Source organism: uncultured Legionella sp. (assembly GCF_937871865.1).
Lineage (GTDB): Bacteria > Pseudomonadota > Gammaproteobacteria > Legionellales > Legionellaceae > Legionella.
This window is the reverse complement of the sequence record NZ_CALMPD010000126.1, coordinates 1-24955: the sequence shown is the minus strand read 5'-3', so window position 1 is coordinate 24955 and position 24955 is coordinate 1. Positions and strand designations below refer to the sequence as shown.

Here is a 24955-nt window from a genome sequence, read left to right as displayed (position 1 = left end):
ATGCTTCAGGAGCAGGCTCAGAATGACGTATTTTTCTTCACTAATGGTCGTGAGGGTAACGAGTTACAGATGTTCACTTGGATAGGAAAAAAGCTCATCTAGCTACTCATGTTCTAACAACCTATGTATTTTATTATATAAAGGGAGAATGATTCATGGCAGGAAACCCCAAATACAGCACTCATGACATTGTGAACGTGATTCGATGCATTGCCAGATTAGTGCAGGATATGCCAGAACTACTCAATAATGTAGGTGTATTCAGACTTGCAGGTTCTAAAACAGCCTCCCAAGCATTATTAAACCAACTGATTGCTCAGAACTTTGATTGGATGTTATTAAAAGAACATGTCCTTGTGCAAGGCAAAATAGATAGCGATTGTCTGAATGATATATTAAGCATGGTCAGTACAGTACTCAAAAACATAGTGTTACTCAACGCAACAGATAGTATGCTGGCTCCTTTTGCCAAATCATTACATGCTATTCTGGATTCTGATAGACCAGATAAAGATAAAAATCCTGCTGCAGCAACACTTATTGATGATTTTATTAATGAGCTTTTATTATCAAACTCCATAGATTATCAACGTACAGGTGAAATTCTTTATCACTATTGTTATTTAATGCATACCGCTGCAACGTATCAAGAAACCAATAAAATGAATGCCCATAATCTGGCTATTATTTTGTCTCCCCATTTCACGAGTGAATTAGAATTATTTATCTCAGATGATATTCTAAGCATCACCCAATTCAGTATAAGCAAATTAACTCCTGTTCTGGGGCTTTATATTGGAGATGAGAGAACAAGTGAACATTTTACAGTGCGACATGCAGACAAGCTGGAACATTTAAGAGAAACACGCTCAAAAATAATAGATAAATTAAATGAAATGAAAGCAGCCAACAAAAAATGTACAGTAGACCTGATGCGCTCGATGATGATAAATTCCAAAGAGTTAACCGAGCAAATCGGCACATTAGAATTCACTCTCCAAACAGAATCATTAACAAAAGATAAAAAAAAGCAATTAAAAAATCAGTTGGAAGAACTCCAATCCAATCTTCAGGAGTTGAATTTGAAACTAATGACTCTTAGAGAGCAAATTGATGAAATGAATACAGCACATGCCTCTTTATTCGATACTGCTCAAAAATTATCTCTATCGTTAGATCGCCTTTACCCAACCACTCCAAGAGGCAAACAAATCTCACAATCATCCAATGGGGTGCTTCAATTGGGAGTGTTCGGCCCCTCTACTCTTAAGACGAGTTCTGAGGTGGAACAATCAGACTCCGAAGAAAGTTCATTATCCTTCGTAATGTGATCAGAAAATACAAACTACTGTTTATTGATACATTCCATAAATAAGCAGTAGTTTCGACTTTTATAAACCAATATATTAATAAAGCGTTGTCAAATGTGTATTCCAGGATGAGAAAAACTGATATCTTTGATTTTACTAATTTTTTAACGAACAATTTAGATTTTCTATGAAACGATTTAAGTCTGAAAAAAATTTACGATTCAAGGTAGTACTATTCTGGCTCCTTTTTCTCCATATGGGAAGTATCCTGGCGGCAGAAAATGATTTTCAATTATGGACTAATCTAACTGCAACAGGCACTGTTTCAAAAGAGCAGCCGAAAGTAAAATATTGGTTCGAATCTCAAGGGCGATTTGGAGAGAATGCCTCCACATTCTCACAGTTCCTGGTGCGCCCTGGTATTGGATATCAATTACTGCCATCAACCAGTGTGTGGATTGGTTATGCATGGATCCATACTTCCCTACCATTTGCGACTACTCCAAATAACGAAAATCGCATTTGGCAGCAAATATTATGGAATAATAAAAGTGAGAGATTTTTATTTACTCTGAGATCACGTCTGGAACAGCGTTCTCTCCCGAATACTCTTCATACCGCATGGCGTTACAGACAACTATTAAAAATTAGTTATTTTATTCCTCACCATGAAAAATTTACTCTCATAGGTATGGAAGAAATTTTTTACCATATGAATAATTTTAACCAACAAAAGAATAGTGGCCTGGATCAAAATAGAGCCTTCATTGGAATAGGCATCAAAGCAACAGCACAGAGTACTATAGAAGTGGGTTATTTAAATCAAAATATTCGCAGAAATCCCAGAGCAGATTTTAATGGAAATTGTTTGTATTTAAGCCTTTTGCTTAGTAATTAAATAAGTTTAATATTCCTGCATTATGTAATGCTAATGCAGGCTACAATTTATTCTTAATATGTTTTTTTTCGTTGCATTGCGTGAAGTTCTTGTTACTTCTACTTATAAATTAGTTATATATATTTATGCAAACTAATTATTAAATCGCGTGATTCTCCTGAAAAGATACTTTATTATTGAATAATAATGCTTTTTCCAGCGGAGACAAAACATGGATCAGGTCTTTGATGTTGCGGTTATTGGTGGCGGGATCAATGGTTGTGGCTGTGCTGCTGATGCAGCGCTCAGAGGCTTGTCTGTTATACTCTTTGAACAAGATGATCTGGCCTCCAAAACATCATCAAGCAGTACTAAATTAATTCATGGCGGTTTACGATATTTAGAATATTATGAATTTGCATTAGTAAAAAAAGCACTCGAAGAACGGCAAATTTTACTAAACCTTGCCCCATACCTTGTTCATCCTCAATCCTTTATCTTACCCTATCAAAAACACATGCGCCCCTCGTGGTTATTACGATTAGGTTTATTTTTTTATGATCATTTAAGTAGAAAAAATCGCCTTCCCAATTGCAAATCCGTACATCGAACAATAAAAAATAATTATTTTACTCCATTGGTCGATTCATTGAATCGCGGATTTCTATTTTACGATGCATCGACAGATGATGCTCGTCTCACGATTACCAATGCGATTCAAGCCAGAAATTATGGAGCCAGCATCCGTACTCATTCAACAGTAGTGCATACAGAAACAATAAATAATATATGGCAACTCACAATTCAACCCCAAAATGGTCCAAATTATAAAATTTATGCAAAAAGTATAATTAATGCAGCAGGCCCTTGGGTACAATCCATTGCCCAACTGACTCGCACCTCTGTCCAGAAAAAAATGACCCTTGTTAAAGGAAGCCATATTGTTGTGCCTAAACTTTATGAAGGGAAACATGCCTATTTTTTACAACATTCAGATAAAAGAGTCGTTTTTGTCATCCCTTATCACGGGCACAGTATGATAGGTACGACAGATGTAGAATACAAGGGCGATCTGAAAAAAGTACAAATAAGCACTGAAGAAGTAAGTTATTTAACGACACTAGCCAACTCTTATTTTAAAACTAAAGTCACTCAAGATGATATTATCTACTCATGGAGTGGAGTTAGACCGTTAATTGCTAATGAAGGTAAAGAAGTAAAGACCTTAAGCCGTGATTACAGCTATGAAGTAGCTAATGAGCCAGCCCCTATAATTACTATTTTTGGGGGGAAAATTACTACCTACAGACAACTAGCGGAAGAAATAATTAATCAATTGGCTCCTTTTTTCCCCCAGATTCCCGAATCACGCACTAAAAACACACCATTACCAGGTGCCACCTTCGGAGCAATGAACTTTCATGAATATACAAATTACGCCAGAGAAAAATATCATTGGCTTAATTCAGAATTACTCAATCGTTATTTATTGAGTTATGGGAGCCGCATAGAAATAATGCTCAAAAAATGCACCAACATTGAGTCAATGGGAAAATTATATGGCCCCTCACTCCATCAGGTTGAAGTTGATTACCTGATAGCAGAGGAGTGGGCTAGAGAATGTGATGATATTTTAGAGCGTCGCACAAAACTTGGGTTATCAATAGATCCCGTGGGCAAGAACGAGCTAAAGGAGTATTTATCACTCCTCACTCTTTATCCTGCTCCAGTTGAGCCCGTATTTCACTAACATCGGCATCAAGAGCCTGTTGCGCTAACTCTTTGAGTGTCGATTCCGGCATACTTCCAGCATCAGAATAAATGACGATACCCTCTTTAAATACCATCAGATGCGGAATAGAACGTATTTCAAAAAAATCAGCCAGTTCTTGTTGCTCTTCTATATTTACTTTGGCAAAGATTATACCTGGAAACTGATCAGCAACCTGTTCATACACCTTGGAAAACTGTTTGCAAGGTGCACACCATTCAGCCCAAAAATCAATAAAGACTAATTCATTTTCATTAATTAATGATTCAAACTCAGAACTGGTTAAAATTTTGCTCGGCATAGCTCTTCCTTAGCTTCAAGTTGCTCAATAATATCTTCGAAAATTTGCTCCATAGTCCCTTTACCATTAACCGTATGAAATTGCGGAGCTGTCTTCGGCGATTGTTCTGCCCACTGCTTATAATAAGTGATTAAAGGTGCTGTTTGATTATGATAAATTTCAAGACGTTTTCGCACCGTTTCTTCTTTATCGTCATCTCGCTGAATTAACGGTTCACCAGTTAGATCATCAAGGCCTGCTTGTTTCGGTGGCTGGTTAATCAAATGATATACCCTTCCTGATTGCGGATGAATTCGTCGCCCACTGATTCGATCAATAATCTCCTCATCGTCAACCTTAATTTCAATCACATGATCCAAAGGAATGTCAGCACTCTTTAACGCTTCTGCCTGAACAATCGTACGGGGAAAACCATCGAATAGAAAGCCGTTTTTACAATCTGGAGCCTTTAACCGTTCTTTAACCAAACCAATAATGATGTCATCAGAAACCAAGCCGCCTGACTCCATAATTTTTTTTGCGCTCATACCCAAGGGGGTTCCTTGAGCAATAGCAGCACGCAACATATCTCCTGTCGAGATTTGTGGAATTTGAAAACGTTCAATTAATCGTGCCGCCTGGGTCCCTTTACCCGCACCCGGTCCGCCCAAAAGCATTAATCGCATCAAAAACTCCTTACTTATAATTGGTCTAAATTTATATCCTGGAAGTATAGTATAATACGAATACTTGAGAATATTACAAATATGTTTAGATATTTAGAAAAATAACCTCAGTCAAAGCCAGGAACGAGACTGTAATGAGCCTTGGCATGTACTAAGTTGCATCGCATAAGTTTGCGATTTAGCTTGAACTTTGCGTGCTACAGACATTAACCAGGGTTTCTTCAAATAGGTTTTTCTCTGATACCCACCGACACCTTCGTGATATGCCAAATAAAGTAAATAGGCATCTGTTCGAGGAATATGAGCTCTGATTGCAGCCTGATTTGCATACCATCCAATAAAATCTACCCCATCAGCAAAATCATCACGAGAGGATAATATTGAGCCATTATTTTGCTTGTATTCTTTCCATGTAGAATGCAATGCCTGGGTATAACCATAGGCAGAGGATGGTCGCTTCCATGGAATGATCTTTAATAGTTTAGTTCGAGGAGGTCTGGCACTCGCATCAAATTTTGACTCCTGATGAATAATAGCCATTTGAATAGCAACAGGAACTTTCCAACGTTTTTCCACATCTTTAGCATCAGTATACCACTTCGGATACTGTTTAAATATAGTACATATATTATTGACATCCCTAGGTGGTGGATGGCTAACACAGGAGGTAATGAGAAGTGCTGCAAAAAGCAAAAGAAATAATTTATAATTCATGTTCTTATTATGTATTATGTTAAAAAATGTCTTACGACTTCAGGTTCAGATGCTTAAAAACGCTAAGCCAGAGCAAAATCACTAAACCGATGCCCCGCAGTTTGCGAACGACAGCCATGAATACAGTGAATAAACCGCTGCATGTCGGGATTTTAAGCCAAAGCCAATAATCATTAAATCCTAGCGCCAAGCAGGAAAAAGTATAGTAACAAATTTACTCGGTACAATCTATGTGATTCGAATATCAATTAACACTGCGTTTATGATATGAATTAAACTCGCTTTAATTTAATATAGCCCGATAATAACCTGTATCGCTGCAACCTACTTCCGTGTTGCATACTAAATTTAAAGGATAGCCCGATGAGTATTCTAGTTTTTGATATCGAAACCATTCCTGACATTGAGTCTGGCCGTAAATTATACGACCTGGATGGACTTTCAGATGCTGACGTATCCAAAGCTATGTTTGCTTTAAGGAGAGCAAAAGTTGGGAACGATTTTCTGCCTCATTACCTACAAAAAATATGTGCTATTTCATTGGTTCTTAGTCATGGCTCGCAACTTAAAGTTTGGTCCCTAGGAGATGAGCAATCCGATGAAAAAGAATTAATAACCCGATTTTATGCCGGCATTGATAAACATACCCCAACACTGGTTAGTTGGAATGGCAGCGGTTTTGATCTGCCTGTTTTACATTACCGCTCACTGTTACATGGAGTCAGTGCCCCTACTTATTGGGAAACAGGAGAAAATCAACAATCCTTTAAGTGGAATAATTATTTAAGTCGTTTTCATTATCGCCATACTGATTTGATGGATTTAATCGCAGGTTACCAAAATAAAGCCTTTGCTCCGCTTGATGATATATCAAGTATGCTAGGCTTCCCTGGAAAAATGGGTATGAGCGGCTCAAAAGTCTGGGAACAGTTTGCAGCAGGGCAAATAAAAGAAATTCGTGATTACTGTGAAACAGATGTTCTCAATACTTATTGTGTTTATTTGCGATTCGAATTAATTCGTGGCTCCATTAATCAGGAAGAATATGAGCGTTCCATCAGCAACTTAAAAACATACCTTAGTACTGAAAAACATAAAAAGCACCTGCAGGAATTCTTGTATCATATGCCACAAGAAAGCTTATGATATTGACGACTTTCGAGATAGACCAGCGAAAAAGGAATAAACGCAGTTAGTCCAACCCTTTCAGCATCTGAGTTGTTTGTGCTTAAATTGCAGACTAGTTGCCTTATCTCAACTCTCGCAGCGCTCCTCAAGCCAGATAAGACAGTGTATAATATAGAAATACACTATAAAATCATTGAGACAAAAGGGCCACTATGTCTGAACCACTGATTGCAATAACACGCAGACATGCTATAACTTTTGCTTGCTTTTTAGTTTTATATGAGTTTCTTACTTATATTGCCAATGACATGATCATGCCAGGAATGATTTATGTTGTTCAGTCATTTAATGCATCCGAATCAATAGTAGCCACCTCCCTTACAGTATATATTATTGGAGGGGCCAGTTTACAGCTGATTCTGGGGCCTGTATCAGATGCGTATGGCCGCAGACCCATGATGTTGCTTGGGGCCAGCTTGTTTTTTGTGTTTACCATACTCATAGCCTGTTCTCATTCCATGGATCAGTTTCTTACCGCGCGATTCTTTCAGGGGATGGGCTTATGCTTTATAGGGGTAATTGGCTATGCGACCATTCAGGAATTATTCAATGAAAAGGACGCTGTACGCATTATCGCCATCATGGCTAATGCCACCATATTAGCCCCCTTATTAGGACCAGTATTAGGCGCAATAATTATTCATTACACCTCTTGGCGCATCATATTTGTATTGATAGCACTGTTTGCCATCCTGGCTCTATGGGGTTTATGGCGTTACATGCCAGAACCTATTGGCCAAATAAAAAAGGATGGCCAGCTGATAGCCAAAGCACCGTTATCGTTCTCTGCAGTTTTTAAAAATTACAAAGCACTATTTACCAATCCTGCTTTTTGCTACAGTGCGCTGGCAACTGGTATCGTTGGTATTCCTTGTATCGCCTGGATTGCTCTTGCACCTATAATTTTAATTACAGAAGCAAAATTGACAGTGATTCAATATGGTTTGTGGCAGCTTCCCATCTTCGGTGCAACCATTTTGGGAAATTGGTTTTTACACCACTTGACTTACAAGTTCGAACTCAAAAATATTATCTATCTAGGTTCTGTCATTATGACTGCAGGAATCATTTTAATGGCTGTCCTGCCTTATTTGTACGGGAATCATTATATTTATCTGATCCCAGGAATAATTATATACTTCTTTTCACTGAGTATAATTAACGCTCCTTTGAATAGGTTTTGTCTCTTCATTACCCATGTCAGCAAAGGAACAGCTTCTGCGTTAATTAGTTTAAGCGTAATGGTTATTGGAGCCTTGGGTATAGAAATAGCCAGTTTCTTTTATCAAACGCATAATAATCTACATTTTGCCCTCTATTGTAATGCAGTAGGATTCGTATTGCTTATATTTATTGGCTTAACTTTTGCAACAATTAAAAAAGCTGAAATCAGCAGTACATCCGTTTAAAGTCTGATGCTCAATTCAAACAGTCGATAATAAGTGAATGATGAGCACTAACTTTATGTTTGAATATAAGTCTTTGCACGATAGAATCCGTTCTTACAATTTCAAATGACTTAAGGATAACACCATGATTCAAAAAGAATTTGAAGAACTGGATAAAAACTACTCTCAAATACAAGATCTACTGGAAAATGAAGGCCCAGATACCGCCATAAATCAACTCGTGCGCATGGTAATGAAAGAAAACAAGGTACAAATTAACGAGACAGCTCTATTGAAACAGACCAACAAGGATCTGGCTTCAATAAGAAATTTCTACTGTAGACGTTTTTATTCGGCATCAGAAAGTGAAAAGCCCAATATTTTAGCAAGATATAAAAAACTCTACGAAATAGTAAACAAAGTTTTTAGCGGTAACTTAACCATTGAACATGCCTCCAAAATGATAAAGGCAACTGCTTCTGACTGGGAAAATAACATAGTATGGGATAGTGTTATTCGCCTTTGTGGTGCGGTTGCCTGTGTAATACCACTAGCTGCAGGAATAGTAATCCTTCCGTTTGTATTACCGGTTATCGCTTTAAATTTTTATATAGGTGCAGCAATACTTACGGCAGCATCATCTTCCATCATTTTAGCAATATCTCAATGCTATAATAATCTATCAAACATAGAAAGTACGGCTCCAGTAAAGAATAACAGCAAGACAGAACTGTCATTTTTATGCAATATGAACAAAGTTCATTTATCAGCGAAAGCTTTTGAGCCTAACAGCCAAGAGCATGATAACCATGCCCCCACTCTCTTTCGTCGCTAGGCTCTTTCTGAATATGAATTTTTAGCAAGAAAAATTACCTCACATTCAAATAGTACTCAAGGATTAAAGATAATGGTTAATAATAAGTTTAGAGAACTGGATAAAAACTTTTTTCCAATACACATGTTTTTAGATACAGCAAAGACTCCAAATACCCTTCAAAATACAATTATTGTGAAGATAATGGGTGAGGATACTCATTTTATTGAGCAAGCAGATATTGAACTTACTCAAATAAGGACGTTCTACTGTGAGCGATTTTACTCAGCGGCTTCGAAAAGTGAGAAATCAGAGATATTGGCATCATATCAAGAATTCTATGAGTTGTACGTTAAAATTGCTAAGAATGAATTAACAATAGAAAATGCCGAAAAGCAGATAAGACAAACCATTCATCACTGGGGTGACAAGATTACAGTAAATAATCTTTTACATTCGTCATTGGTTATTGCATGTGCCTTACCTCTAGTAGCAGGAATAACAATTCTTCCTTTTGTACTCCCGGTAATGGTACTGGATTTCTTTTTAGGCACAGCAATACTTACAGCCACCCTGTCATCAATAATTTTAGGAGTGTCACAAGGCTATAATAGTATTTCAAATATTGAAGACGATAAAATACCAACTAGAAACAAACTTACAGAACTTTCATTCCTACACAACATGAACCACTATCACACTCAGATAAACCGGTTAAGAGCAAATCAAGCTCAGGAAGAAACTGACGATTATTCAGTCGATCTTAAAACATCGAATTATATCTAATCTAGCATGCCCAATACCTTATATGAGGAATTGGGCATAAAGCAAAGACTAGTATTATTGATGATGCGCTGGATGTGATTCTTTAATCAAGAATGTAGCAATAAGTAGACTCGCCAGGAAGCAGACCGGCATAACCAGCAATGCAGTTTGATAACCAGCAATACTATATACCTGAACTCCGTCAATAATACGTCCTGAGCCAGAATGCTCTAACATGTAACCAACTAAAGGTTGGAATATAGCCCCACCGATTAGAACAGACAAATTATTAAAACCTGAAGCTGTACCAACAAGCTCAGAAGTATTATTTTCCTTAACTACAGCAAAACTTACAGTCTGTCCTCCTGCACCAAGACCAAGTACAAATAAAATGACATAAGACCACCCATAAGATAATGAAGGATAATAAAGTAAGATCAGAGTAGCGGATAATCCTAGAACAGCGCTGATGATTAACGCAATGCGCCGACTTTCAATTCGATCACTCACCCAGCCAAGTAAAGGACTGCCAACCCCTATCCCTATCCAAATCATGCTGCATAAACCAGAGGCTGCAACGACAGATATCTGATATTTTTCCTGTAAAAATGGCACGCCCCAAAGTGCGGCAAATACTGCAATCGGCGTCCAGATAGCAAATGCATAACTACCAATAATCCAGGTATGCGCATGTTTACACACAGCAACAAGGCGCTTCCATTCATCTCTAAGATAATGATTGGGAATGGTTTGATTTTGTTGATGAGGGTAATCACGGATAAATACCCAAAAAAATCCAGCCAGGATAAAGCCAATTGCAGCCAATATAAAACTGGCATTCCGCCATCCCACATGAGAAATTAATGCTGCTAGTGGCATCTCACCAAATATCGCACCGACAGAACTCATCAATTGAGCGATACCGGCTAAAATTGCAAAATAATAAGGAGGGAACCAACGGGAAATAAGTACCAACACCCCAATAAAGGAAAAAGCAGAACCAATTCCGATTAAAAAACGACCTGCGCAGGCAGTAAACACACTATCAGTCGATGCAAAAAATGCAGAGCCAGTAGCACATAAGATAATTGCAAAGGTCATCAACTTCCGCGGCCCATAACGATCATACAAGACACCAGCAGGAATCTGCGAGGGTGCATAGGCATAAAAATAAAATGCAGAAATAACACCAAAACCTTGACCAGTAACTCCAAAGGTTTTCATCATGGACTCGGCCATAACGCTAGGAGCTACCTGTAAGATAAATTCATACAAGTAAAATGATGCTGCCAGAAAAAATATAAAGTAAGCTGTTGCAAAACTCTCCCCAGCTCCATCCTTTGATTTCATAGTGTAATGTGCGTTCAATTTAAATTCACTCTGTTGGGAATAGCCCATTTAAACGCAAGGTGATTTGTTTTGTCAATATGATTTTATTATAGGATACACTGCACCCAATATTGCCGGGTCTTTTGAACCGGTAATAGCAGTTAAATTAACCGGTTTATATTCCATAGTCTGCGCGGCCAACCACGCAAACATCATCGCTTCCAAATAATCAGGACTGGAGCCCGCTTTAGCAATACTATCTACTTCAATTCCAGGTAATAATTGGGTTAATGAATTCAATAAATGGGTATTATGAGTACCTCCACCACATAAATATAAGCTCTTTATTTTGTTCTGATGATTCTGTACAGTGAAAGCAATTGAATGTGCAGTCAAAGCCAATAAGGACGCTTGGATATCTTCTGGCATATATTCTTTTTGCAAATAACACTGCAGCCAGTCAAGAGAAAAATACTCTTTCCCTATGCTTTTGGGAGCTGGCATTGAGAAAAAAGGATCCGCTAATAATCGTTCCAATAGGTCTGAAATAACAGTACCCTGTTTAGCCCAATTTCCTCCCGCGTCATAGCTTTTACCAAGATGCCGGTTAATCCAGCTATCCATTAAACAATTCCCAGGCCCTACATCCCAACCAATAGTAGGTTGCTGTGGCGAAATAAACGATATATTGGAAATGCCACCGATATTGACTAAGGCAATATCCAAATCACAATGATTAAATAATTCCTGATGATAAAGTGGAGCAAACGGGGCGCCCAGGCCACCATTAACCAAATCCCTGGTACGAAAATCCGCTACAACAGTGATACCAGTTAAGGATGAAATAGTATGCCCACACCCCAGTTGCAAAGTATAAGGTATTGCGCAATTAGTATCATGACAAACGGTTTGGCCATGACTTCCTATTGCCTTAATTTCCCTTGCATCAATATTTGCTTCTTGCAATAACTCGTTTACCGCTCCAGCAAACTCTTTGCCAATTAATGTATTCAACTGACATATCGAAGCAAGGCTTAAATGCGTGCCATTAATCAGATCATCTATTCGCTGTTTTAATTCGTCACTGTATTTTTTAGTAATACCGCACTTAAGTGTATTGGAAGGCATATGAACCAAGGCAGCATCAATTCCATCCATACTGGTACCGGACATTAAACCTATGAAGAACGTCATGGGGCACTCTATAAAATATAAAAAATAATAGTTATATAGTACTAAATACCATGAGCTCTGGCAAAAAGTACTATAAATGAAAACTAGAATCTGCTGGAATTCATATTCTTTAGCTCAAACAAACGAAAAATCCATAACATCAATAACCAAAGAAATTTATCCTTATTTGAATTATTGCCACTTATATTACACAGATCACGCTATCTTAAAGCACTTATAAAAATTATCAGTTGTAATTTCTGCAATTTCGTTAAAATCCATTCCTCGTAATTCAGCGATAGCCTCAGCTACATGGCGAACTAATGCGGGATGATTTTGCTTCCCTCTAAAAGGTACTGGGGCAAGATAAGGAGAATCAGTCTCTATTAACATTCTCTCCAAAGGAATTTGTCTTGCCACTTCTTGCAATGCAATGGCGTTTTTAAATGTAACAATCCCGGAAAACGAGATATAAAAATTCAAATCAATAGCTCTTCTGGCAATATCCATATCCTCGGCAAAACAATGCATGACCCCACCAATATTCTGCGCATTTTCTTCTGCCATTAATAGAAGTGTATCCTCTGCTGCCTGACGAGTATGAATAATTAAAGGCTTTGAAGTAATTAACGCAGCTCTTATGTGTTGTCTGAATCGTTCTCGCTGTACCTCCTGTGCTTCATCAGTAAGCGTACGATAATAATCAAGACCAGTTTCTCCTATCGCGATGCATGACGGATTTTTGGCTAAATCACAGAGCATCTCCTTAGTAACAGGTATTTCCATTTCGATATTAGGATGAACTCCTGCGGAGATATTTATATTAGGATTTTCAGCTGCAATACGTTCCAACAAAGGATAATCACTTAACTCCACACAGACAGTTAATAAATGCCCTACCCCATTATTTTTAGCTTGAGCTAAAACCTGGCTAAGATCATTGTTGAAATCGGCTAAATCAATAGAATTTAAATGGCAATGTGAATCAACTAACATTTGAACCCTCAACGTAAATAAATTAGATGTAAAACAGGTAACATCTCAATAACCAGGAGAGGATCTTCCTCCTACCTCAACCTGTTTAGATCCTCGTCGCAATTGATACATGAGATATTATTTAATAACCATCAGATGTAATGCATTCTGGAAGAAAAAGATAACCTATGAAGAACAGAGTTAAATAGTATCCGTCATTTGGGTAGACTTTAACATTCCGGCTAAATACGTTTCTATTTTATTACATAAATATCGGCTATTTTCACCAGTAAATTGTACCCCTATTCCAGAAGGTTTATTTCCCTGTGCACCTCGCGGAGTAATCCAAACCACTTTTCCACTTACCAAATAGGGCTCTGGCTCACTAATTAAGTTAACAGACAGCTCAACCAAATGATCCAAAGAATAAACGTGATGAGTACGTATAAATAGCCCTCCACCTTTTACAAATGGCATATACGCTAAATATAAGGAGGCCTCACTAGAGAAAGAACAGTTAATTAGTTGTACGTTTTCCATCCTCCCTCCGTTTTAACATTCATCCGTGTGCATTATCAGGCATTAAGGAAAAGAATAAGTCCTCAAGAACCAATGAATGATTTACATTCATATTATGGCTTATTTTTCTTAAAAGTGTATTTATTTTATCAATCTGCTCAAAAATCAAAATTGGATTTAATAAGAGTAATAATTGTTTCAACTGCATCGCTCCAGGACCAGTCACAACATTCGTTATGACATACATGCTTTGTAATTGAGAATAAACCAAATATAAAAACCACAGCAAATTACCTAGTTCAAATTGAGTCCATTGTGTAACTAAAGAACAAGGATGCTGTTTGCCTTCAATCACAGCAATCAATCCATCAAGAATGGCTTCTGCTTGACTAAAAAGCACGGCTCTATCCGATTCTTGGGGATATTGCTCACCTAAAGCCAATAAATTATTGCTTGAAGTATCTTCAGTAGAAGAAAAAGTTATTATTTGACAACGACTCAATACCGTAGGCAATACAGTACTTAACTGTTGAGCGATTAAAATGAACACTGTGTGTTCAGCTGGCTCTTCCAATATTTTCAGCAAGGCATTTGCTGAGGCATTATTCATACGATCAGCTGCTTCTATAATAATCAATCGAGAAATAGAACGTTGAGGCGTTAAATATGCAGTGTGTTGTAATTCTCTTATTTGATCTACTTTGATAGCACCGCCACTCTTTTCGGGCTTTACCCATTCAATATCAGGATGCTCCACTTCTTCAATCATCCGGCAATCCAGGCAGCCCATGCAAGGAGGATTAACCGATGCTTTACACAGAAGCAGCTTCATTGTTTTTTTAACAAAGTGCTCGATCCCGCAATGAAGCGGTCCAACAAACAGCATGGACTGTGGAATACGTCGGTTGATGAATGCAGACTGAAGTTTGTTCCATTGCACTTCATGATTATTCATCGTACGTGCTCAATAAATCGATTTACAGCATTTTGTATCGCAAAACGAACATCATCTAAAGGAAGGCTTGCATCAATAGTAACAACGTCTGGATTCTCTTCTACATGACTCATATAGGCGCCATGAACTCGATGAAAAAAATCAATCGCTTGTTGTTCTATTCGGTCAAATGCACCTCGTTGTTTTACTCGTTGCATCCCTTGTTCTGGAGATATATCAAGGTACAAGGTCAGATCTGGTTTAAAATCACCAAGACAATAAGTTGATAAATGTTTTATCATTTGAAGATCCATTCCCCTTCCCCCGCCTTGATATGCTATAGTGGACAGCTCGAAGCGGTCGGCAATTACCCAGGTACCTGAACGTAAAGTAGGTTTTATGACTTCCTCAATCAATTGAATTCTTGCAGCATAAAGCAAAAGTAACTCGGTTTTATCTTCTAATACCCCACTGTATTCAGGGCTTTTTATTAAATTTCTTAAAACTTCACCTATTGCAGTGCCTCCTGGCTCACGTGTAGTCATTGTTGCTATTTGATGCTGAGATAACATCTCAATAACAGTGCTCACTGCAGTAGATTTACCTGCACCTTCCAAACCTTCAATTACTATTAATTTCCCAGTTGATAATGACATTAATAGTCCTTTCGTTGATATTGTCTTATTGCCTGTTTCTGCTGTTCATATGTTTCTGAAAATTGATGAGAACCATCTCCTTTAGCAACAAAATACAGATACTTGGATAATTGAGGATGCGCTGCTGCATCGATTGCATCCTTACCGACCATCGCAATGGGGCTGGGAGGTAAACCACGTACCAAATAAGAATTATAAGGTGATTTAACCGATAGATCATTATGCGAGAGCTTTCCTTTATAGTCATCCCCCAAAGCATAAACAACTGTTGGATCCATTTGCAAAGGCATTGATTTTTTTAACCGATTAAAAATCACTCCTGAAATTAATTTTCTCTCCTCCGCAATAGCAGTTTCTTTTTCTATTATGGATGCAGCAATAAGGAGCTCGTATGCATTGCGATAAGGTAAATTAGGGGCTCTATGCGACCAGCTGTCATTTAAAAAAGACATCAAATTTTTATGCGCCTGTTCTAACAGTTTTTTGCTACTGCTTCCACCTTGATATTGATAAGTATCTGCAAGTAACAAGCCCTCAGCATTAGGATAATTTACTTTTATTGATGACCAATCATCAGGATGATAATTCAAATATTTTGCATTCATCAGATCCTGCGACACTTTTTTTTGTGTTGTGCCTTCAATAATTGCAAATTTCAGAGTAATCACATCGCCTGCAACAATTCGATGAATTAGTGCCATTATAGACTCGCCAGGATTTATTTGATAAACCCCTGCTTTTATCTTGTGAGATAACCCCTCAAAACGTATTAATAATAACAGAAGTCGAGTCGATTGAATTAAGTGTTTATTTTTTAATAGTTGTGCTACATGAAGTGCTGTTGCTGAACGATCAATACTTATGATTTGAGGAGGCTCACCAAGAGCTATAAGTGGCTTTTTTAATATGCTGTATATATTCCAGCAAATAAATAAAAAAGACATAAAAAACAAAATAAAAAAAACAATTACCAGTTTTTTATGCCTAGAAGATCCCATTTAGATTCGCTTAAATAGCAGGCTGCCATTTGTACCACCGAAACCTAATGAATTACTTAAAACGTAATTAATGGTTCGTTTTTGTGGTGTATGCGCTACATAATTTAAATCACAGCCTTCATCAGGGTTATCCAAATTGATAGTAGGTGGTGCGATTTGATCTTTAATTGCCAATATACTGATGATAGCTTCAACTGCTCCAGCGGCTCCTAATAAATGCCCTGTCATTGATTTAGTCGAACTTACAGCTAAATCATAAGCATGTTGTTGAAACACTCGTTTAATAGCTTTGGTTTCATTCAAATCATTAAGATAAGTTGACGTACCATGTGCATTAATATAGTCGACTTCCTGAGGACTAATACCAGCATCATTAATTGCAGCTTCCATCGCTCGCGAAGCACCATCTGCATCTTCATCTGGTGCTGTAATGTGATAAGCATCACCAGACATACCAAATCCTGCTAATTCAGCATATATTTTTGCACCACGGGCTTTTGCATGCTCGTATTCTTCAAGAACAAGAACACCAGCCCCTTCACCCATGACAAATCCGTCTCTGTCTTTATCCCAAGGTCTGGATGCCTTTTCAGGCTCATCATTTCGCTTGGATAAAGAACGTACCGCAGAAAAACCAGCGAGGCAAAGTGGAGTTGTCGTCATCTCAGCGCCACCACAAATCATTACATCAGCATCACCATAAGCAATCATTCGTCCGGCAAGTCCAATATTATGTGTCCCTGTTGTACAGGCTGTAACCACAGAAATATTGGGACCTTTCAAATTATGTTTAATAGATATCTGACCAGCAACCATGTTAATTATGCCTGCTGGAATAAAAAATGGAGACACTTTACGTGGACCGCCAGAAACCAGCTTATCCTGATTATTTGTAATCGTTTGAATGCCACCAATACCTGCACCTACAGCAACACCCGTGCGGCGAGATAAAGCTTCATCCATCTTCAAACCAGAATCAAGCATGGCCTCTTCTGCTGCTGCAACTCCATATTGCGTAAAAACATCCATTTTACGAGCGTCTTTGATAGGCACATAGTTCTCAATATTAAAATTCTTGACCTTGGCCCAAATTTTAGTTGTGTATTCTGTGGTATCAAAATCCTCTACCATGCCCACACCACTAACTCCTGCCAGGATGTTTTGCCAAGTTTCTTGCACATTAAGACCAACAGGAGTAAGCATACCCATGCCAGTTACTACTACACGCCGTTTATTCAATGAATGCTCCTCGAAAAAATTAGGCTTCTTCTTTATTCATATTAGATTCAATATAATCAATAGCTTCCTGAATCGTAGTGATCTTCTCTGCTTTTTCATCAGGGATTTCAGTTTCAAACTCTTCTTCCAAAGCCATTACCAATTCCACAGTATCCAGAGAGTCAGCACCTAAATCGTCAACAAATGACGCATCATTTTTTAATTCTTCCTCTTTAACGCCTAACTGTTCAACAACAATTTTACGGACGCGGTCTTCAACTGTACTCATAACTTAATTTTCCTCTTTCGGTTGATAGAAATAATATTTAATACTGGTCGGATAGTTTATTCAATTATACAGATAACGCAAGAGCATTTAACTCATATACATGCCACCATTGACATGAATTGTTTCACCTGTGATATATTTAGCACAGTCTGATGCTAAAAATGCTACGGCATCAGCAATGTCTTCTGCTTGTCCCAGTTTGCGCATTGGAATTCTTTTTAACATTTCGTCCTTAACCATATCAGGTAACGATGTGGTCATATCCGTATCTATAAATCCAGGAGCAACAACATTAACAGTAATACCTCTACTGCCAATTTCCTGAGCTAAAGATTTGGAAAAACCAACGACTCCAGCTTTCGCTGCAGTATAATTAACCTGGCCGGAATTACCGCTTGCACCAACAACAGAGCCTACAGAAATTATTCGTCCCCAACGAGCTCTGAACATAGGTTTTAAGCACGCTTTTGACATTCTATAAATAGAGTTAAGATTTGTATTTATTACCTTTAACCACTCTTCATCATCCATTCTCAGAAGTAAATTATCGGCTGTAATACCAGCATTATTTACTAAAATAGAGGGGCACTGATTGCTGTCAGTCAACATAGACATTAAATCATCAATATGCTGTTGATTAGTAACATCAAAAACAATACCTTTTCCAGATAGTTTCTCTTTTTCAAAAAGACTATCAATTGCTGCAGCACCTTGTTCAGTCGTTGCTGTTGCAAAAACAAAAGCACCATATTGTGCCAGTTTAAGTGCAATAGCCTGTCCAATTCCACGGCTGGCACCAGTAACCAATGCAATTTTACCTTCTAAATTTATCATCAAATTTCCTCTTAAGTCGGGGTATGTAATTGCTCTACAATCTGATCCAGGTTAATTGTGTCATAAACACTGATAGCACTTAAGCTTCGGTCAATTCTTTTCGCTAATCCACTTAACACTTTTCCAGGTCCACACTCTACGATTAATTCAACATTCAAGCTTTTAAATAACTGAATTGTTTCAACCCATCGCACAGGACTGTACAACTGTTCCTTTAATCGGTCCTTAATATGCTCAGCAGAACGATAAATACTCAAGTCAACATTAGACACCACATCAATAGAAGGTGCTTTAAATGGCGCAGCTGCCAGACTCTCTGCAAATAATTCAGCAGCATCAAAAAGCAGAGGACAATGGCAAGGAACACTAACCGGAATAATCTTCGCTAATCGCGCATCAGCTTCATCAGCCAATTCAATCATTCGATTTACCGCGGCAATATGGCCTGCGACAACAACCTGACCAATTGCATTGTAATTTGCGGGAGTTACTTTCTGGTCTTCAGTACTGGCATCATTGCATAAAGCACTAACCTGCTCATCACTTAAACCAACTATTGCAGCCATTGCGCCAGTTCCCATTGGAACGGCATTTTGCATAACCTGACCTCTTCGTGCAACTAATCGGGCTGCATCTGCCAAATTTAATGAATCGGCACATACCAGTGCAGCATATTCTCCCAAACTATGGCCAGCCATAATTTGTGGTGCAGGAACTCCTTGTTGCATTAATAGTTTATAAACGGCAACATCGGAGGTTAACATGGCCACTTGAGTATGTTCTGTTTGATTTAATTTATCTTCGGGGCCATTCTGAATTAAATGCCATAGATCATATCCGACAGCTTCTGAGGATTCCGCAAAAAGATCGGTTATAATTGGATATTGAAGTGAAAAATCTGACAACATCCCTACAGATTGTGATCCTTGCCCAGGAAATACAAATGCAGTGTTAACCATATAGAAGTAACCCTTTTAATTAATTAGTAACGAATAACCATTGCGCCCCAAGTCATTCCACCGCCAAATGATTCAATTAACAATAACTCATCACGTTTAACTCTATTGTTTTTAATTGAATAATCTAACGCTAATGGTATGGAAGCGGCAGAAGTATTGCCCTGATTACCAATAGTTACTATGACTTGCGACATAGGAAGAGATAGTTTTTTGGCTATAGCCTGAATAATGCGAATGTTCGCCTGATGTGGAATAAGCCAGTTAATGTCTGATTTATTCAGTTTACTTAAAGCAAGAACCTCATCAACAACATCGCCCATAATATTAACAGCGATTTTAAATACTTCATTACCGCGCATGTTAATCGTTGCGCGTTGCTCATTACCTGTTGCATTTTGCAATGAGAGCAATTGTTCTGAATCATATGATGAATGTAATACACTGCCAAGAATCCCCTGTCGCTCACTGGCACTCAGCACGACGGCTCCAGCTCCATCCCCAAATAAGATACAGGTAGCTCGATCCGCCCAATCGACAGCCCTCGACATGCTTTCTGCGCCAATCACTAAAATATGTTTAGCGGTGCCAGAAGAAACATATTGCTTGGCAATATCCATAGCATAAACAAACCCGCTACAAGCAGCGCTTACATCAAAAGCAGGAATTGGTTTCTTAATTTTTAACTCATGTTGAACACGACATGCGACACTTGGAAAAAAATAATCTGGAGTACACGTAGCAACTAATATCAAATCTATTTCATTTGCATCAAGCCCAGAAGCAATTAGTGCTTGCTCTGCTGCTCGTGAAGCCATGAATGACGTGGTTTCATGGGGTTGGGCAATACTGCGGCTACTAATTCCGGTACGAGATACTATCCACTCATCATCAGTATCAAGTATTTTTTCAAGCTCAACATTTGTGAGTTGCTTTTCTGGAGAATAACTTCCAGTGCCACTAATTACAGCATTAGTCATAACAACAATCCCTGATTTATAAAATCATTTATTTGATCACGAACTAAATCTACAACATTACTTTGTGCTTCAAGGGCCGCTTGTTCAATTGCGTATTGAAACCCTAATTCGTTAGCTCCGCCATGGCTTTTAATGACAATGCCATTTAAACCAAGCATACTGGCGCCATTATAACGAGAAGGATCGATTCGATTTTTTAAATGCTTGAGAGCAGGCAAAGCAATAAGCCCAGCCAGTTTGGTTAACCAGTTTCGACTGAATGATTCTTTCATTAGAGTGAGTAAGAGTTTCGCCAGTCCTTCACTCGCCTTAAGTGCTACATTTCCGACAAATCCATCACAAACAACCAAATCGACATCACCAGAGTAAAAATGATCGCCTTCAACATAACCGACATAGTTCATTACAGAACATTCAGCGAGCATGTGAGCGGTACGTTTAACCTGATCATTCCCTTTAATTTCCTCTACACCAATATTAAGCAGAGCAATCTTAGGTTTTGGTTTTCTCTCAATAGCCTGAATTAAAGCAGAACCCATGACAGCAAACTGGAACAAATGTTCTGCACATGAATCAACATTCGCACCCAGATCAATAACCCAGGTTTTTCCTTTTATAGTAGGCAATTCAGAAATGATGGCAGGCCGGTCAATTCCTGGCAATGTTTTTAAAACAAAGCGTGCGGTAGCCATTAAAGCACCAGTATTACCAGCACTGACGCAAGCATTCGCTCGTCCCTCTTTTACAAGGTTAATAGCAACACGCATTGAAGAATCTTTTTTATTGCGCAAGGCATGAGACGGTAAGTCATCCATAGTAACTATTTCAGATGCATGCACTATAGAAAACTGAGGTGACGACAATGCACCGTATTTCTTTAATGAAGCACTCACCTTATCCTGTACGCCAACAAGTATGATCTTCAGATTAGGATTTTTTTTAGCTGCGCGAACGCAGGCAGGAATCACTACACTTAAGCCATGATCCCCACCCATCGCATCAACTGCAATGGTAATATTATTCAAGTATAATTACTCTTGGTCTTCGTACGCAGCAGATGAATCAGTATCTATAATTTTTCTACCACGATAGTAACCGTCTTCAGTCATATGGTGACGACGATGAGTTTCGCCAGTAGTTGCATCAACAGAAAGAGTTGGTTTTGTTAAAGCATCGTGTGAACGGCGCATATCACGACGTGAACGTGATTTTTTGTTTTGTTGTACTGCCATTGTATTACTCCTAGACAATTTGCATTCATAAAGCGGGAATATTACCGATATTTTAACTTCAATCCAAGTATTAATTGAACAAAATATCAATAAGTATCAATTTTTCCTGTTAAAATATCATTTATCTCGTCATCACAATCCTTAATTTCAGGATGAAATTGAGGCGCATAGAGATGTAATTCATCGATAATCAAGTCAGTTAAATTTACTTGCCAGTTTGAGGAAACGATGGTTTCATATGACTCAAGGACTTGCTCAGCACGCTCATCAGACCGACATACAGCGATAACAGTATTATTTTCATAAGGATGAGCAAACTCCTGTAGGCAACGTTGACATATCAGGTTCAACTTACCTGCGGTATGGAGATGAATTAAATAAAAATCATCCTCTGCCTCAACACGATAAGTAACCGTTAACTGGCAAGGACCTGTGATGAAGCTCGGCACACGTTCATTTATTATTATATTCTGTATGTGCTGACCTTGCTTGGCCATCTCTTGTAAATGAAGCATTAATCAAACATCCAAATAGGGTTATTATCCTACAACGAGACAATTGAATCAACAATCTGGTTATATTACGAGTTATTCATGTATCAAAAACGAGATTTTATCATTTCTATAAGTTGAGTACAAAGAATAGTAGACATCTATCTAATATTCGCTAATTTTTTAAATGGAAAATATGCATTTTTCCAGATACTAATGATTATTAATATAGATCTAACATCCATGATTACAAGACAACCGTAGAATTCAAAGAAGACAAAATTCCTTACTTAATCAAAGCACTCATATATGCCCTTCTCCGCACAGGAGTAATTGCTGAAAAACAAAATATCCCACTAAATGCTATACTACATTATTTTTCTCCATATAAATCGTATTTTATGAGATAATATTAACTAACAGCATGGTCTGTTGCCATTTCAGCCTAAAACCTACACCCTTCTCCTTATATCGGGAGCCGCTAAGTGCCTTGGATAAACCATCACAGCATCGGAGTTTTAGCACGAACTGTTAACAGCCCAGGATTTTTTATAATTATGCGGTATCAATATTTATGAAAGCTAAAGTTATTATAGGCATGTCTGGTGGAGTTGATTCTTCTGTAGCTGCATGGTTACTCAAAGAACAAGGTTATCAGGTTGAAGGGTTGTTCATGAAAAACTGGGAGCAAGATGATACAGATGGGTTTTGTCCTGCGGCTCAAGATCTTGCAGATGCTCAAGCAGTATGCAATCAATTACGTATCCCCCTTCATAGTGTCAATTTTTCAGGAGAATATTGGGATAGAGTATTCGCCCATTTCTTAAGTGAATATGAAAAAGGAAGAACCCCAAATCCAGACGTATTGTGCAATAAAGAAATCAAATTTAATGCCTTTTTAAAGCATGCTATGGAACTTGGAGCTGATTTCATTGCCACAGGGCATTATGCGAAAAATAAAATTGACGGTGATATAGGCTATCTCTACAAAGCAAAGGATAGAGAAAAAGATCAAACTTATTTTCTCCATGCAGTAGAGCCTCAAGCTTTAGCAAAGACATTATTTCCTATTGGTGATTATAATAAATCACAAATCAGAGAGTTTGCAAAAGAACTGGGCTTGGTAACACATGCGAAAAAGGATTCTACAGGAATTTGCTTCATAGGCGAAAAGCGATTTAAATCCTTTTTAAAAGAATTTATTCTTTCCAAACCTGGTGATATAAAAAACATGGACGGCACAATTATTGGCAGGCATGATGGCTTAATGTTTTATACCTTGGGGCAGAGGCAAGGTTTAGGTATTGGGGGCATGCAAAACTCTTCAGATGAACCTTGGTATGTAGTCGATAAAGAAGTAGCTACGAATACACTATACATTGCTCAAGGTAGTCAGCACCCGATGCTTTATGCACAAGGGCTAATTTGTGGACCGATACACTGGCTGGCAGATTGTCAGGGTAAATTACCCATAACCTGTTATGCCAAAACAAGATATCGGCAAGCAGAACAGGCATGTATGATTTCACCACCTGATAATAATCAACATTATGTCATGTTCTCAAGTCCTCAAAGAGCAGTTACACCTGGCCAATATGTGGTTTTTTATGATAAAAACCAATGTATCGGTGGTGCAACAATAGAACAAATAATCAGATAATGGTTATAATATAAGACACAGGAACAAAATTCCCCAGTCATCCCAATAACAGCTCAGAGGGAATGACAGTAACTATAGAAAACAAACAGGGTCAAAACACCCTGTTCAAACCGGAGTTTAAAATGACTGCAGTTGATGTATCTCCAGCTACGAGTGATATAATATTTTCCGTAAATGCTGCGGATAAAGTATCTGAGTTAATTAAAGAGGAAGATAATTTCAATCTGAATTTACGCGTGTCAATTACTGGTGGCGGATGTTCTGGATTTCAATATGGGTTTAGTTTTGACGAACAAATCAATGATGATGACACGATAGTAGAACAACAATGTTCTGACGGCACATCGTCTGTCAAATTGCTGGTTGATTCTATGAGCTATCAATACCTGCATGATGCTGAAATTGATTATATTCAAGGAATTCAAGGCGAGCAATTTGTTATTCGCAACCCGAATGCAAAAACTACTTGTGGATGTGGCTCATCGTTCAGCATGGATGATGAGGATGATCTATAAATTAAAAGCCATTCTCCAATTTCAATGGAGAATGGCTCTATTACAGACTCATCCGCATAAAAATTAATAAGGCTTGATAACCACTTTAGTTCCAATTTTCATAAAATTCTTACTTAACCATTGAGCATCATTAGGCTTAACCCTGACACAACCATGACTTGCATTGTAATTAGGTACATCATAAGAGCCATGTACCGCGTAATACTTACTAAAAAACATACAATAGGGCATCGGCGCACCACCTCCGCCAAGAGGATAACGGCTTGATTTACAACCAGGACCACCTTTACTTATGATGCGATAGACACCAGATGGTGTTTTACATCCCCTGCGAATATCAGAGCAATAACTTTTTCCACCAGACCCCCTTCCTGTCCGAACTACTTTGCCATTTTCATTTATA

At 38.1% G+C, this 24955-nt stretch carries 28 protein-coding genes; 9 read left to right on the top strand and 19 right to left on the bottom strand.

Annotated features, from left to right (window positions below; genetic code table 11):
* Nucleotides 1-155 precede the first annotated feature (155 nt).
* The 3 genes from Q0495_RS06885 (at nt 156) to glpD (ending at nt 3937) form a co-directional block, all read left to right on the top strand.
* Nucleotides 156-1331 (top strand): RhoGAP domain-containing protein, encoded by a 1176-nt coding sequence (locus Q0495_RS06885; RefSeq protein WP_298624358.1) that lies wholly within the window; start codon nt 156-158, stop codon nt 1329-1331.
* A gap of 166 nt (nt 1332-1497) precedes the next feature.
* On the top strand, nt 1498-2208 hold the full coding sequence (locus tag Q0495_RS06880; protein WP_298624357.1) for a DUF2490 domain-containing protein: 711 nt from the start codon (nt 1498-1500) through the stop codon (nt 2206-2208).
* Between the two features lie 211 nt (nt 2209-2419).
* Nucleotides 2420-3937 (top strand): glycerol-3-phosphate dehydrogenase, encoded by a 1518-nt coding sequence (gene glpD / locus Q0495_RS06875; protein WP_298624355.1) that lies wholly within the window; start codon nt 2420-2422, stop codon nt 3935-3937.
* Here the strand turns inward: glpD and Q0495_RS06870 are convergent.
* The 3 genes from Q0495_RS06870 to Q0495_RS06860 form a co-directional block, all read right to left on the bottom strand.
* On the bottom strand, nt 3897-4259 hold the full coding sequence (locus Q0495_RS06870) for a co-chaperone YbbN (RefSeq protein ID WP_298624354.1): 363 nt from the start codon (nt 4257-4259) through the stop codon (nt 3897-3899). The two genes, glpD and Q0495_RS06870, sit on opposite strands and share 41 nt — an antisense overlap.
* Nucleotides 4241-4924, bottom strand: a complete 684-nt coding sequence (gene adk, locus Q0495_RS06865) for an adenylate kinase (RefSeq protein ID WP_298624353.1) — start codon at nt 4922-4924, stop codon at nt 4241-4243. Before adk ends, Q0495_RS06870 begins: the two co-directional genes overlap by 19 nt.
* A gap of 111 nt (nt 4925-5035) precedes the next feature.
* A complete protein-coding gene (locus Q0495_RS06860; protein ID WP_298624352.1) occupies nt 5036-5638 on the bottom strand; it encodes a transglycosylase SLT domain-containing protein in 603 nt (200 codons plus the stop codon).
* Nucleotides 5639-6001: 363 nt separating this feature from the next.
* On the opposite strand from Q0495_RS06860, the gene Q0495_RS06855 reads away from it, so the two are divergent.
* The 4 genes from Q0495_RS06855 to Q0495_RS06840 all read left to right on the top strand — a co-directional run bounded on the left by Q0495_RS06855 (nt 6002) and on the right by Q0495_RS06840 (nt 9814).
* Nucleotides 6002-6784 carry a 3'-5' exonuclease gene (locus Q0495_RS06855; RefSeq protein WP_298624351.1) on the top strand — a complete coding sequence of 261 codons (783 nt, stop codon included), beginning with the start codon at nt 6002-6004 and terminating at the stop codon, nt 6782-6784.
* 194 nt (nt 6785-6978) lie between these two features.
* On the top strand, nt 6979-8235 hold the full coding sequence (locus Q0495_RS06850; RefSeq protein ID WP_298624350.1) for an MFS transporter: 1257 nt from the start codon (nt 6979-6981) through the stop codon (nt 8233-8235).
* Nucleotides 8236-8359: 124 nt separating this feature from the next.
* Nucleotides 8360-9049 carry a DUF5638 domain-containing protein gene (locus tag Q0495_RS06845; RefSeq protein ID WP_298624349.1) on the top strand — a complete coding sequence of 230 codons (690 nt, stop codon included), beginning with the start codon at nt 8360-8362 and terminating at the stop codon, nt 9047-9049.
* Between the two features lie 72 nt (nt 9050-9121).
* A complete protein-coding gene (locus tag Q0495_RS06840) occupies nt 9122-9814 on the top strand; it encodes a DUF5638 domain-containing protein (protein ID WP_298624348.1) in 693 nt (230 codons plus the stop codon).
* 54 nt (nt 9815-9868) lie between these two features.
* Here Q0495_RS06840 and Q0495_RS06835 read toward each other — a convergent pair whose 3' ends face one another.
* From Q0495_RS06835 to Q0495_RS06765, 15 genes are all read right to left on the bottom strand, one after another.
* Nucleotides 9869-11143, bottom strand: a complete 1275-nt coding sequence (locus Q0495_RS06835) for an MFS transporter (RefSeq protein ID WP_298624346.1) — start codon at nt 11141-11143, stop codon at nt 9869-9871.
* A gap of 72 nt (nt 11144-11215) precedes the next feature.
* On the bottom strand, nt 11216-12316 hold the full coding sequence (locus Q0495_RS06830) for an anhydro-N-acetylmuramic acid kinase (RefSeq protein WP_298624344.1): 1101 nt from the start codon (nt 12314-12316) through the stop codon (nt 11216-11218).
* Between the two features lie 195 nt (nt 12317-12511).
* Nucleotides 12512-13291, bottom strand: a complete 780-nt coding sequence (locus Q0495_RS06825; protein WP_298624342.1) for a TatD family hydrolase — start codon at nt 13289-13291, stop codon at nt 12512-12514.
* A gap of 180 nt (nt 13292-13471) precedes the next feature.
* Nucleotides 13472-13810 (bottom strand): PilZ domain-containing protein, encoded by a 339-nt coding sequence (locus Q0495_RS06820; RefSeq protein WP_298624340.1) that lies wholly within the window; start codon nt 13808-13810, stop codon nt 13472-13474.
* Nucleotides 13811-13829: 19 nt separating this feature from the next.
* Nucleotides 13830-14744, bottom strand: a complete 915-nt coding sequence (locus Q0495_RS06815; RefSeq protein ID WP_298624338.1) for a DNA polymerase III subunit delta' — start codon at nt 14742-14744, stop codon at nt 13830-13832.
* A complete protein-coding gene (tmk, locus tag Q0495_RS06810; RefSeq protein ID WP_298624336.1) occupies nt 14741-15379 on the bottom strand; it encodes a dTMP kinase in 639 nt (212 codons plus the stop codon). The genes Q0495_RS06815 and tmk overlap by 4 nt, the downstream gene beginning before the upstream one ends.
* Nucleotides 15379-16377 carry an endolytic transglycosylase MltG gene (mltG, locus tag Q0495_RS06805; RefSeq protein WP_298624334.1) on the bottom strand — a complete coding sequence of 333 codons (999 nt, stop codon included), beginning with the start codon at nt 16375-16377 and terminating at the stop codon, nt 15379-15381. Before mltG ends, tmk begins: the two co-directional genes overlap by 1 nt.
* Nucleotides 16378-17616: a beta-ketoacyl-ACP synthase II gene (gene fabF, locus Q0495_RS06800; RefSeq protein WP_298624332.1), complete on the bottom strand. Its 1239-nt coding sequence runs from the start codon at nt 17614-17616 to the stop codon at nt 16378-16380. It abuts the gene before it with no gap.
* 19 nt (nt 17617-17635) lie between these two features.
* Complete coding sequence (acpP, locus tag Q0495_RS06795; RefSeq protein ID WP_045095368.1) at nt 17636-17884, bottom strand: acyl carrier protein; 249 nt, start codon at nt 17882-17884, stop codon at nt 17636-17638.
* Between the two features lie 87 nt (nt 17885-17971).
* Entirely contained in the window at nt 17972-18718 is a 747-nt protein-coding gene (gene fabG, locus Q0495_RS06790) for a 3-oxoacyl-ACP reductase FabG (protein WP_298624328.1), read from the bottom strand.
* An 11-nt stretch (nt 18719-18729) separates the two neighbouring features.
* Nucleotides 18730-19677 carry an ACP S-malonyltransferase gene (gene fabD, locus Q0495_RS06785; protein ID WP_298624326.1) on the bottom strand — a complete coding sequence of 316 codons (948 nt, stop codon included), beginning with the start codon at nt 19675-19677 and terminating at the stop codon, nt 18730-18732.
* 23 nt (nt 19678-19700) lie between these two features.
* Nucleotides 19701-20654: a beta-ketoacyl-ACP synthase III gene (locus Q0495_RS06780; RefSeq protein ID WP_298624324.1), complete on the bottom strand. Its 954-nt coding sequence runs from the start codon at nt 20652-20654 to the stop codon at nt 19701-19703.
* On the bottom strand, nt 20651-21679 hold the full coding sequence (gene plsX / locus Q0495_RS06775) for a phosphate acyltransferase PlsX (RefSeq protein ID WP_298624322.1): 1029 nt from the start codon (nt 21677-21679) through the stop codon (nt 20651-20653). Before plsX ends, Q0495_RS06780 begins: the two co-directional genes overlap by 4 nt.
* 6 nt (nt 21680-21685) lie before the next feature.
* Nucleotides 21686-21886: a 50S ribosomal protein L32 gene (gene rpmF, locus Q0495_RS06770; RefSeq protein WP_298624372.1), complete on the bottom strand. Its 201-nt coding sequence runs from the start codon at nt 21884-21886 to the stop codon at nt 21686-21688.
* Nucleotides 21887-21972: 86 nt separating this feature from the next.
* Nucleotides 21973-22401 carry a YceD family protein gene (locus Q0495_RS06765; RefSeq protein ID WP_298624320.1) on the bottom strand — a complete coding sequence of 143 codons (429 nt, stop codon included), beginning with the start codon at nt 22399-22401 and terminating at the stop codon, nt 21973-21975.
* 550 nt (nt 22402-22951) lie between these two features.
* On the opposite strand from Q0495_RS06765, the gene mnmA reads away from it, so the two are divergent.
* Both mnmA and erpA read left to right on the top strand, forming a co-directional pair.
* The gene (gene mnmA / locus Q0495_RS06760; protein ID WP_298624318.1) at nt 22952-24037 is read left to right on the top strand and encodes a tRNA 2-thiouridine(34) synthase MnmA; all 1086 of its coding nucleotides are present in this window, start codon (nt 22952-22954) and stop codon (nt 24035-24037) included.
* Nucleotides 24038-24159: 122 nt separating this feature from the next.
* Entirely contained in the window at nt 24160-24552 is a 393-nt protein-coding gene (gene erpA / locus Q0495_RS06755; protein ID WP_298624316.1) for an iron-sulfur cluster insertion protein ErpA, read from the top strand.
* Between the two features lie 63 nt (nt 24553-24615).
* On the opposite strand, the gene Q0495_RS06750 is transcribed toward erpA, so the two are convergent.
* On the bottom strand, nt 24616-24955 hold a 340-nt coding region (locus Q0495_RS06750), incomplete at its 5' end, for a L,D-transpeptidase (RefSeq protein ID WP_298624314.1).

Bases quoted from the DNA above. Each gene is read 5' to 3' on its own strand.
- Q0495_RS06885 (WP_298624358.1), top strand. From the start codon at position 156: ATGGCAGGAAACCCCAAATACAGCACTCATGACATTGTGAACGTGATT.
- Q0495_RS06880 (WP_298624357.1), top strand. From the start codon at position 1,498: ATGAAACGATTTAAGTCTGAAAAAAATTTACGATTCAAGGTAGTACTA.
- glpD (WP_298624355.1), top strand. From the start codon at position 2,420: ATGGATCAGGTCTTTGATGTTGCGGTTATTGGTGGCGGGATCAATGGT.
- Q0495_RS06870 (WP_298624354.1), bottom strand. From the start codon at position 4,259: ATGCCGAGCAAAATTTTAACCAGTTCTGAGTTTGAATCATTAATTAAT.
- adk (WP_298624353.1), bottom strand. From the start codon at position 4,924: ATGCGATTAATGCTTTTGGGCGGACCGGGTGCGGGTAAAGGGACCCAG.
- Q0495_RS06860 (WP_298624352.1), bottom strand. From the start codon at position 5,638: ATGAATTATAAATTATTTCTTTTGCTTTTTGCAGCACTTCTCATTACC.
- Q0495_RS06855 (WP_298624351.1), top strand. From the start codon at position 6,002: ATGAGTATTCTAGTTTTTGATATCGAAACCATTCCTGACATTGAGTCT.
- Q0495_RS06850 (WP_298624350.1), top strand. From the start codon at position 6,979: ATGTCTGAACCACTGATTGCAATAACACGCAGACATGCTATAACTTTT.
- Q0495_RS06845 (WP_298624349.1), top strand. From the start codon at position 8,360: ATGATTCAAAAAGAATTTGAAGAACTGGATAAAAACTACTCTCAAATA.
- Q0495_RS06840 (WP_298624348.1), top strand. From the start codon at position 9,122: ATGGTTAATAATAAGTTTAGAGAACTGGATAAAAACTTTTTTCCAATA.
- Q0495_RS06835 (WP_298624346.1), bottom strand. From the start codon at position 11,143: ATGAAATCAAAGGATGGAGCTGGGGAGAGTTTTGCAACAGCTTACTTT.
- Q0495_RS06830 (WP_298624344.1), bottom strand. From the start codon at position 12,316: ATGACGTTCTTCATAGGTTTAATGTCCGGTACCAGTATGGATGGAATT.
- Q0495_RS06825 (WP_298624342.1), bottom strand. From the start codon at position 13,291: ATGTTAGTTGATTCACATTGCCATTTAAATTCTATTGATTTAGCCGAT.
- Q0495_RS06820 (WP_298624340.1), bottom strand. From the start codon at position 13,810: ATGGAAAACGTACAACTAATTAACTGTTCTTTCTCTAGTGAGGCCTCC.
- Q0495_RS06815 (WP_298624338.1), bottom strand. From the start codon at position 14,744: ATGAATAATCATGAAGTGCAATGGAACAAACTTCAGTCTGCATTCATC.
- tmk (WP_298624336.1), bottom strand. From the start codon at position 15,379: ATGTCATTATCAACTGGGAAATTAATAGTAATTGAAGGTTTGGAAGGT.
- mltG (WP_298624334.1), bottom strand. From the start codon at position 16,377: ATGGGATCTTCTAGGCATAAAAAACTGGTAATTGTTTTTTTTATTTTG.
- acpP (WP_045095368.1), bottom strand. From the start codon at position 17,884: ATGAGTACAGTTGAAGACCGCGTCCGTAAAATTGTTGTTGAACAGTTA.
- fabG (WP_298624328.1), bottom strand. From the start codon at position 18,718: ATGATAAATTTAGAAGGTAAAATTGCATTGGTTACTGGTGCCAGCCGT.
- fabD (WP_298624326.1), bottom strand. From the start codon at position 19,677: ATGGTTAACACTGCATTTGTATTTCCTGGGCAAGGATCACAATCTGTA.
- Q0495_RS06780 (WP_298624324.1), bottom strand. From the start codon at position 20,654: ATGACTAATGCTGTAATTAGTGGCACTGGAAGTTATTCTCCAGAAAAG.
- rpmF (WP_298624372.1), bottom strand. From the start codon at position 21,886: ATGGCAGTACAACAAAACAAAAAATCACGTTCACGTCGTGATATGCGC.
- Q0495_RS06765 (WP_298624320.1), bottom strand. From the start codon at position 22,401: ATGCTTCATTTACAAGAGATGGCCAAGCAAGGTCAGCACATACAGAAT.
- mnmA (WP_298624318.1), top strand. From the start codon at position 22,952: ATGAAAGCTAAAGTTATTATAGGCATGTCTGGTGGAGTTGATTCTTCT.
- erpA (WP_298624316.1), top strand. From the start codon at position 24,160: ATGACTGCAGTTGATGTATCTCCAGCTACGAGTGATATAATATTTTCC.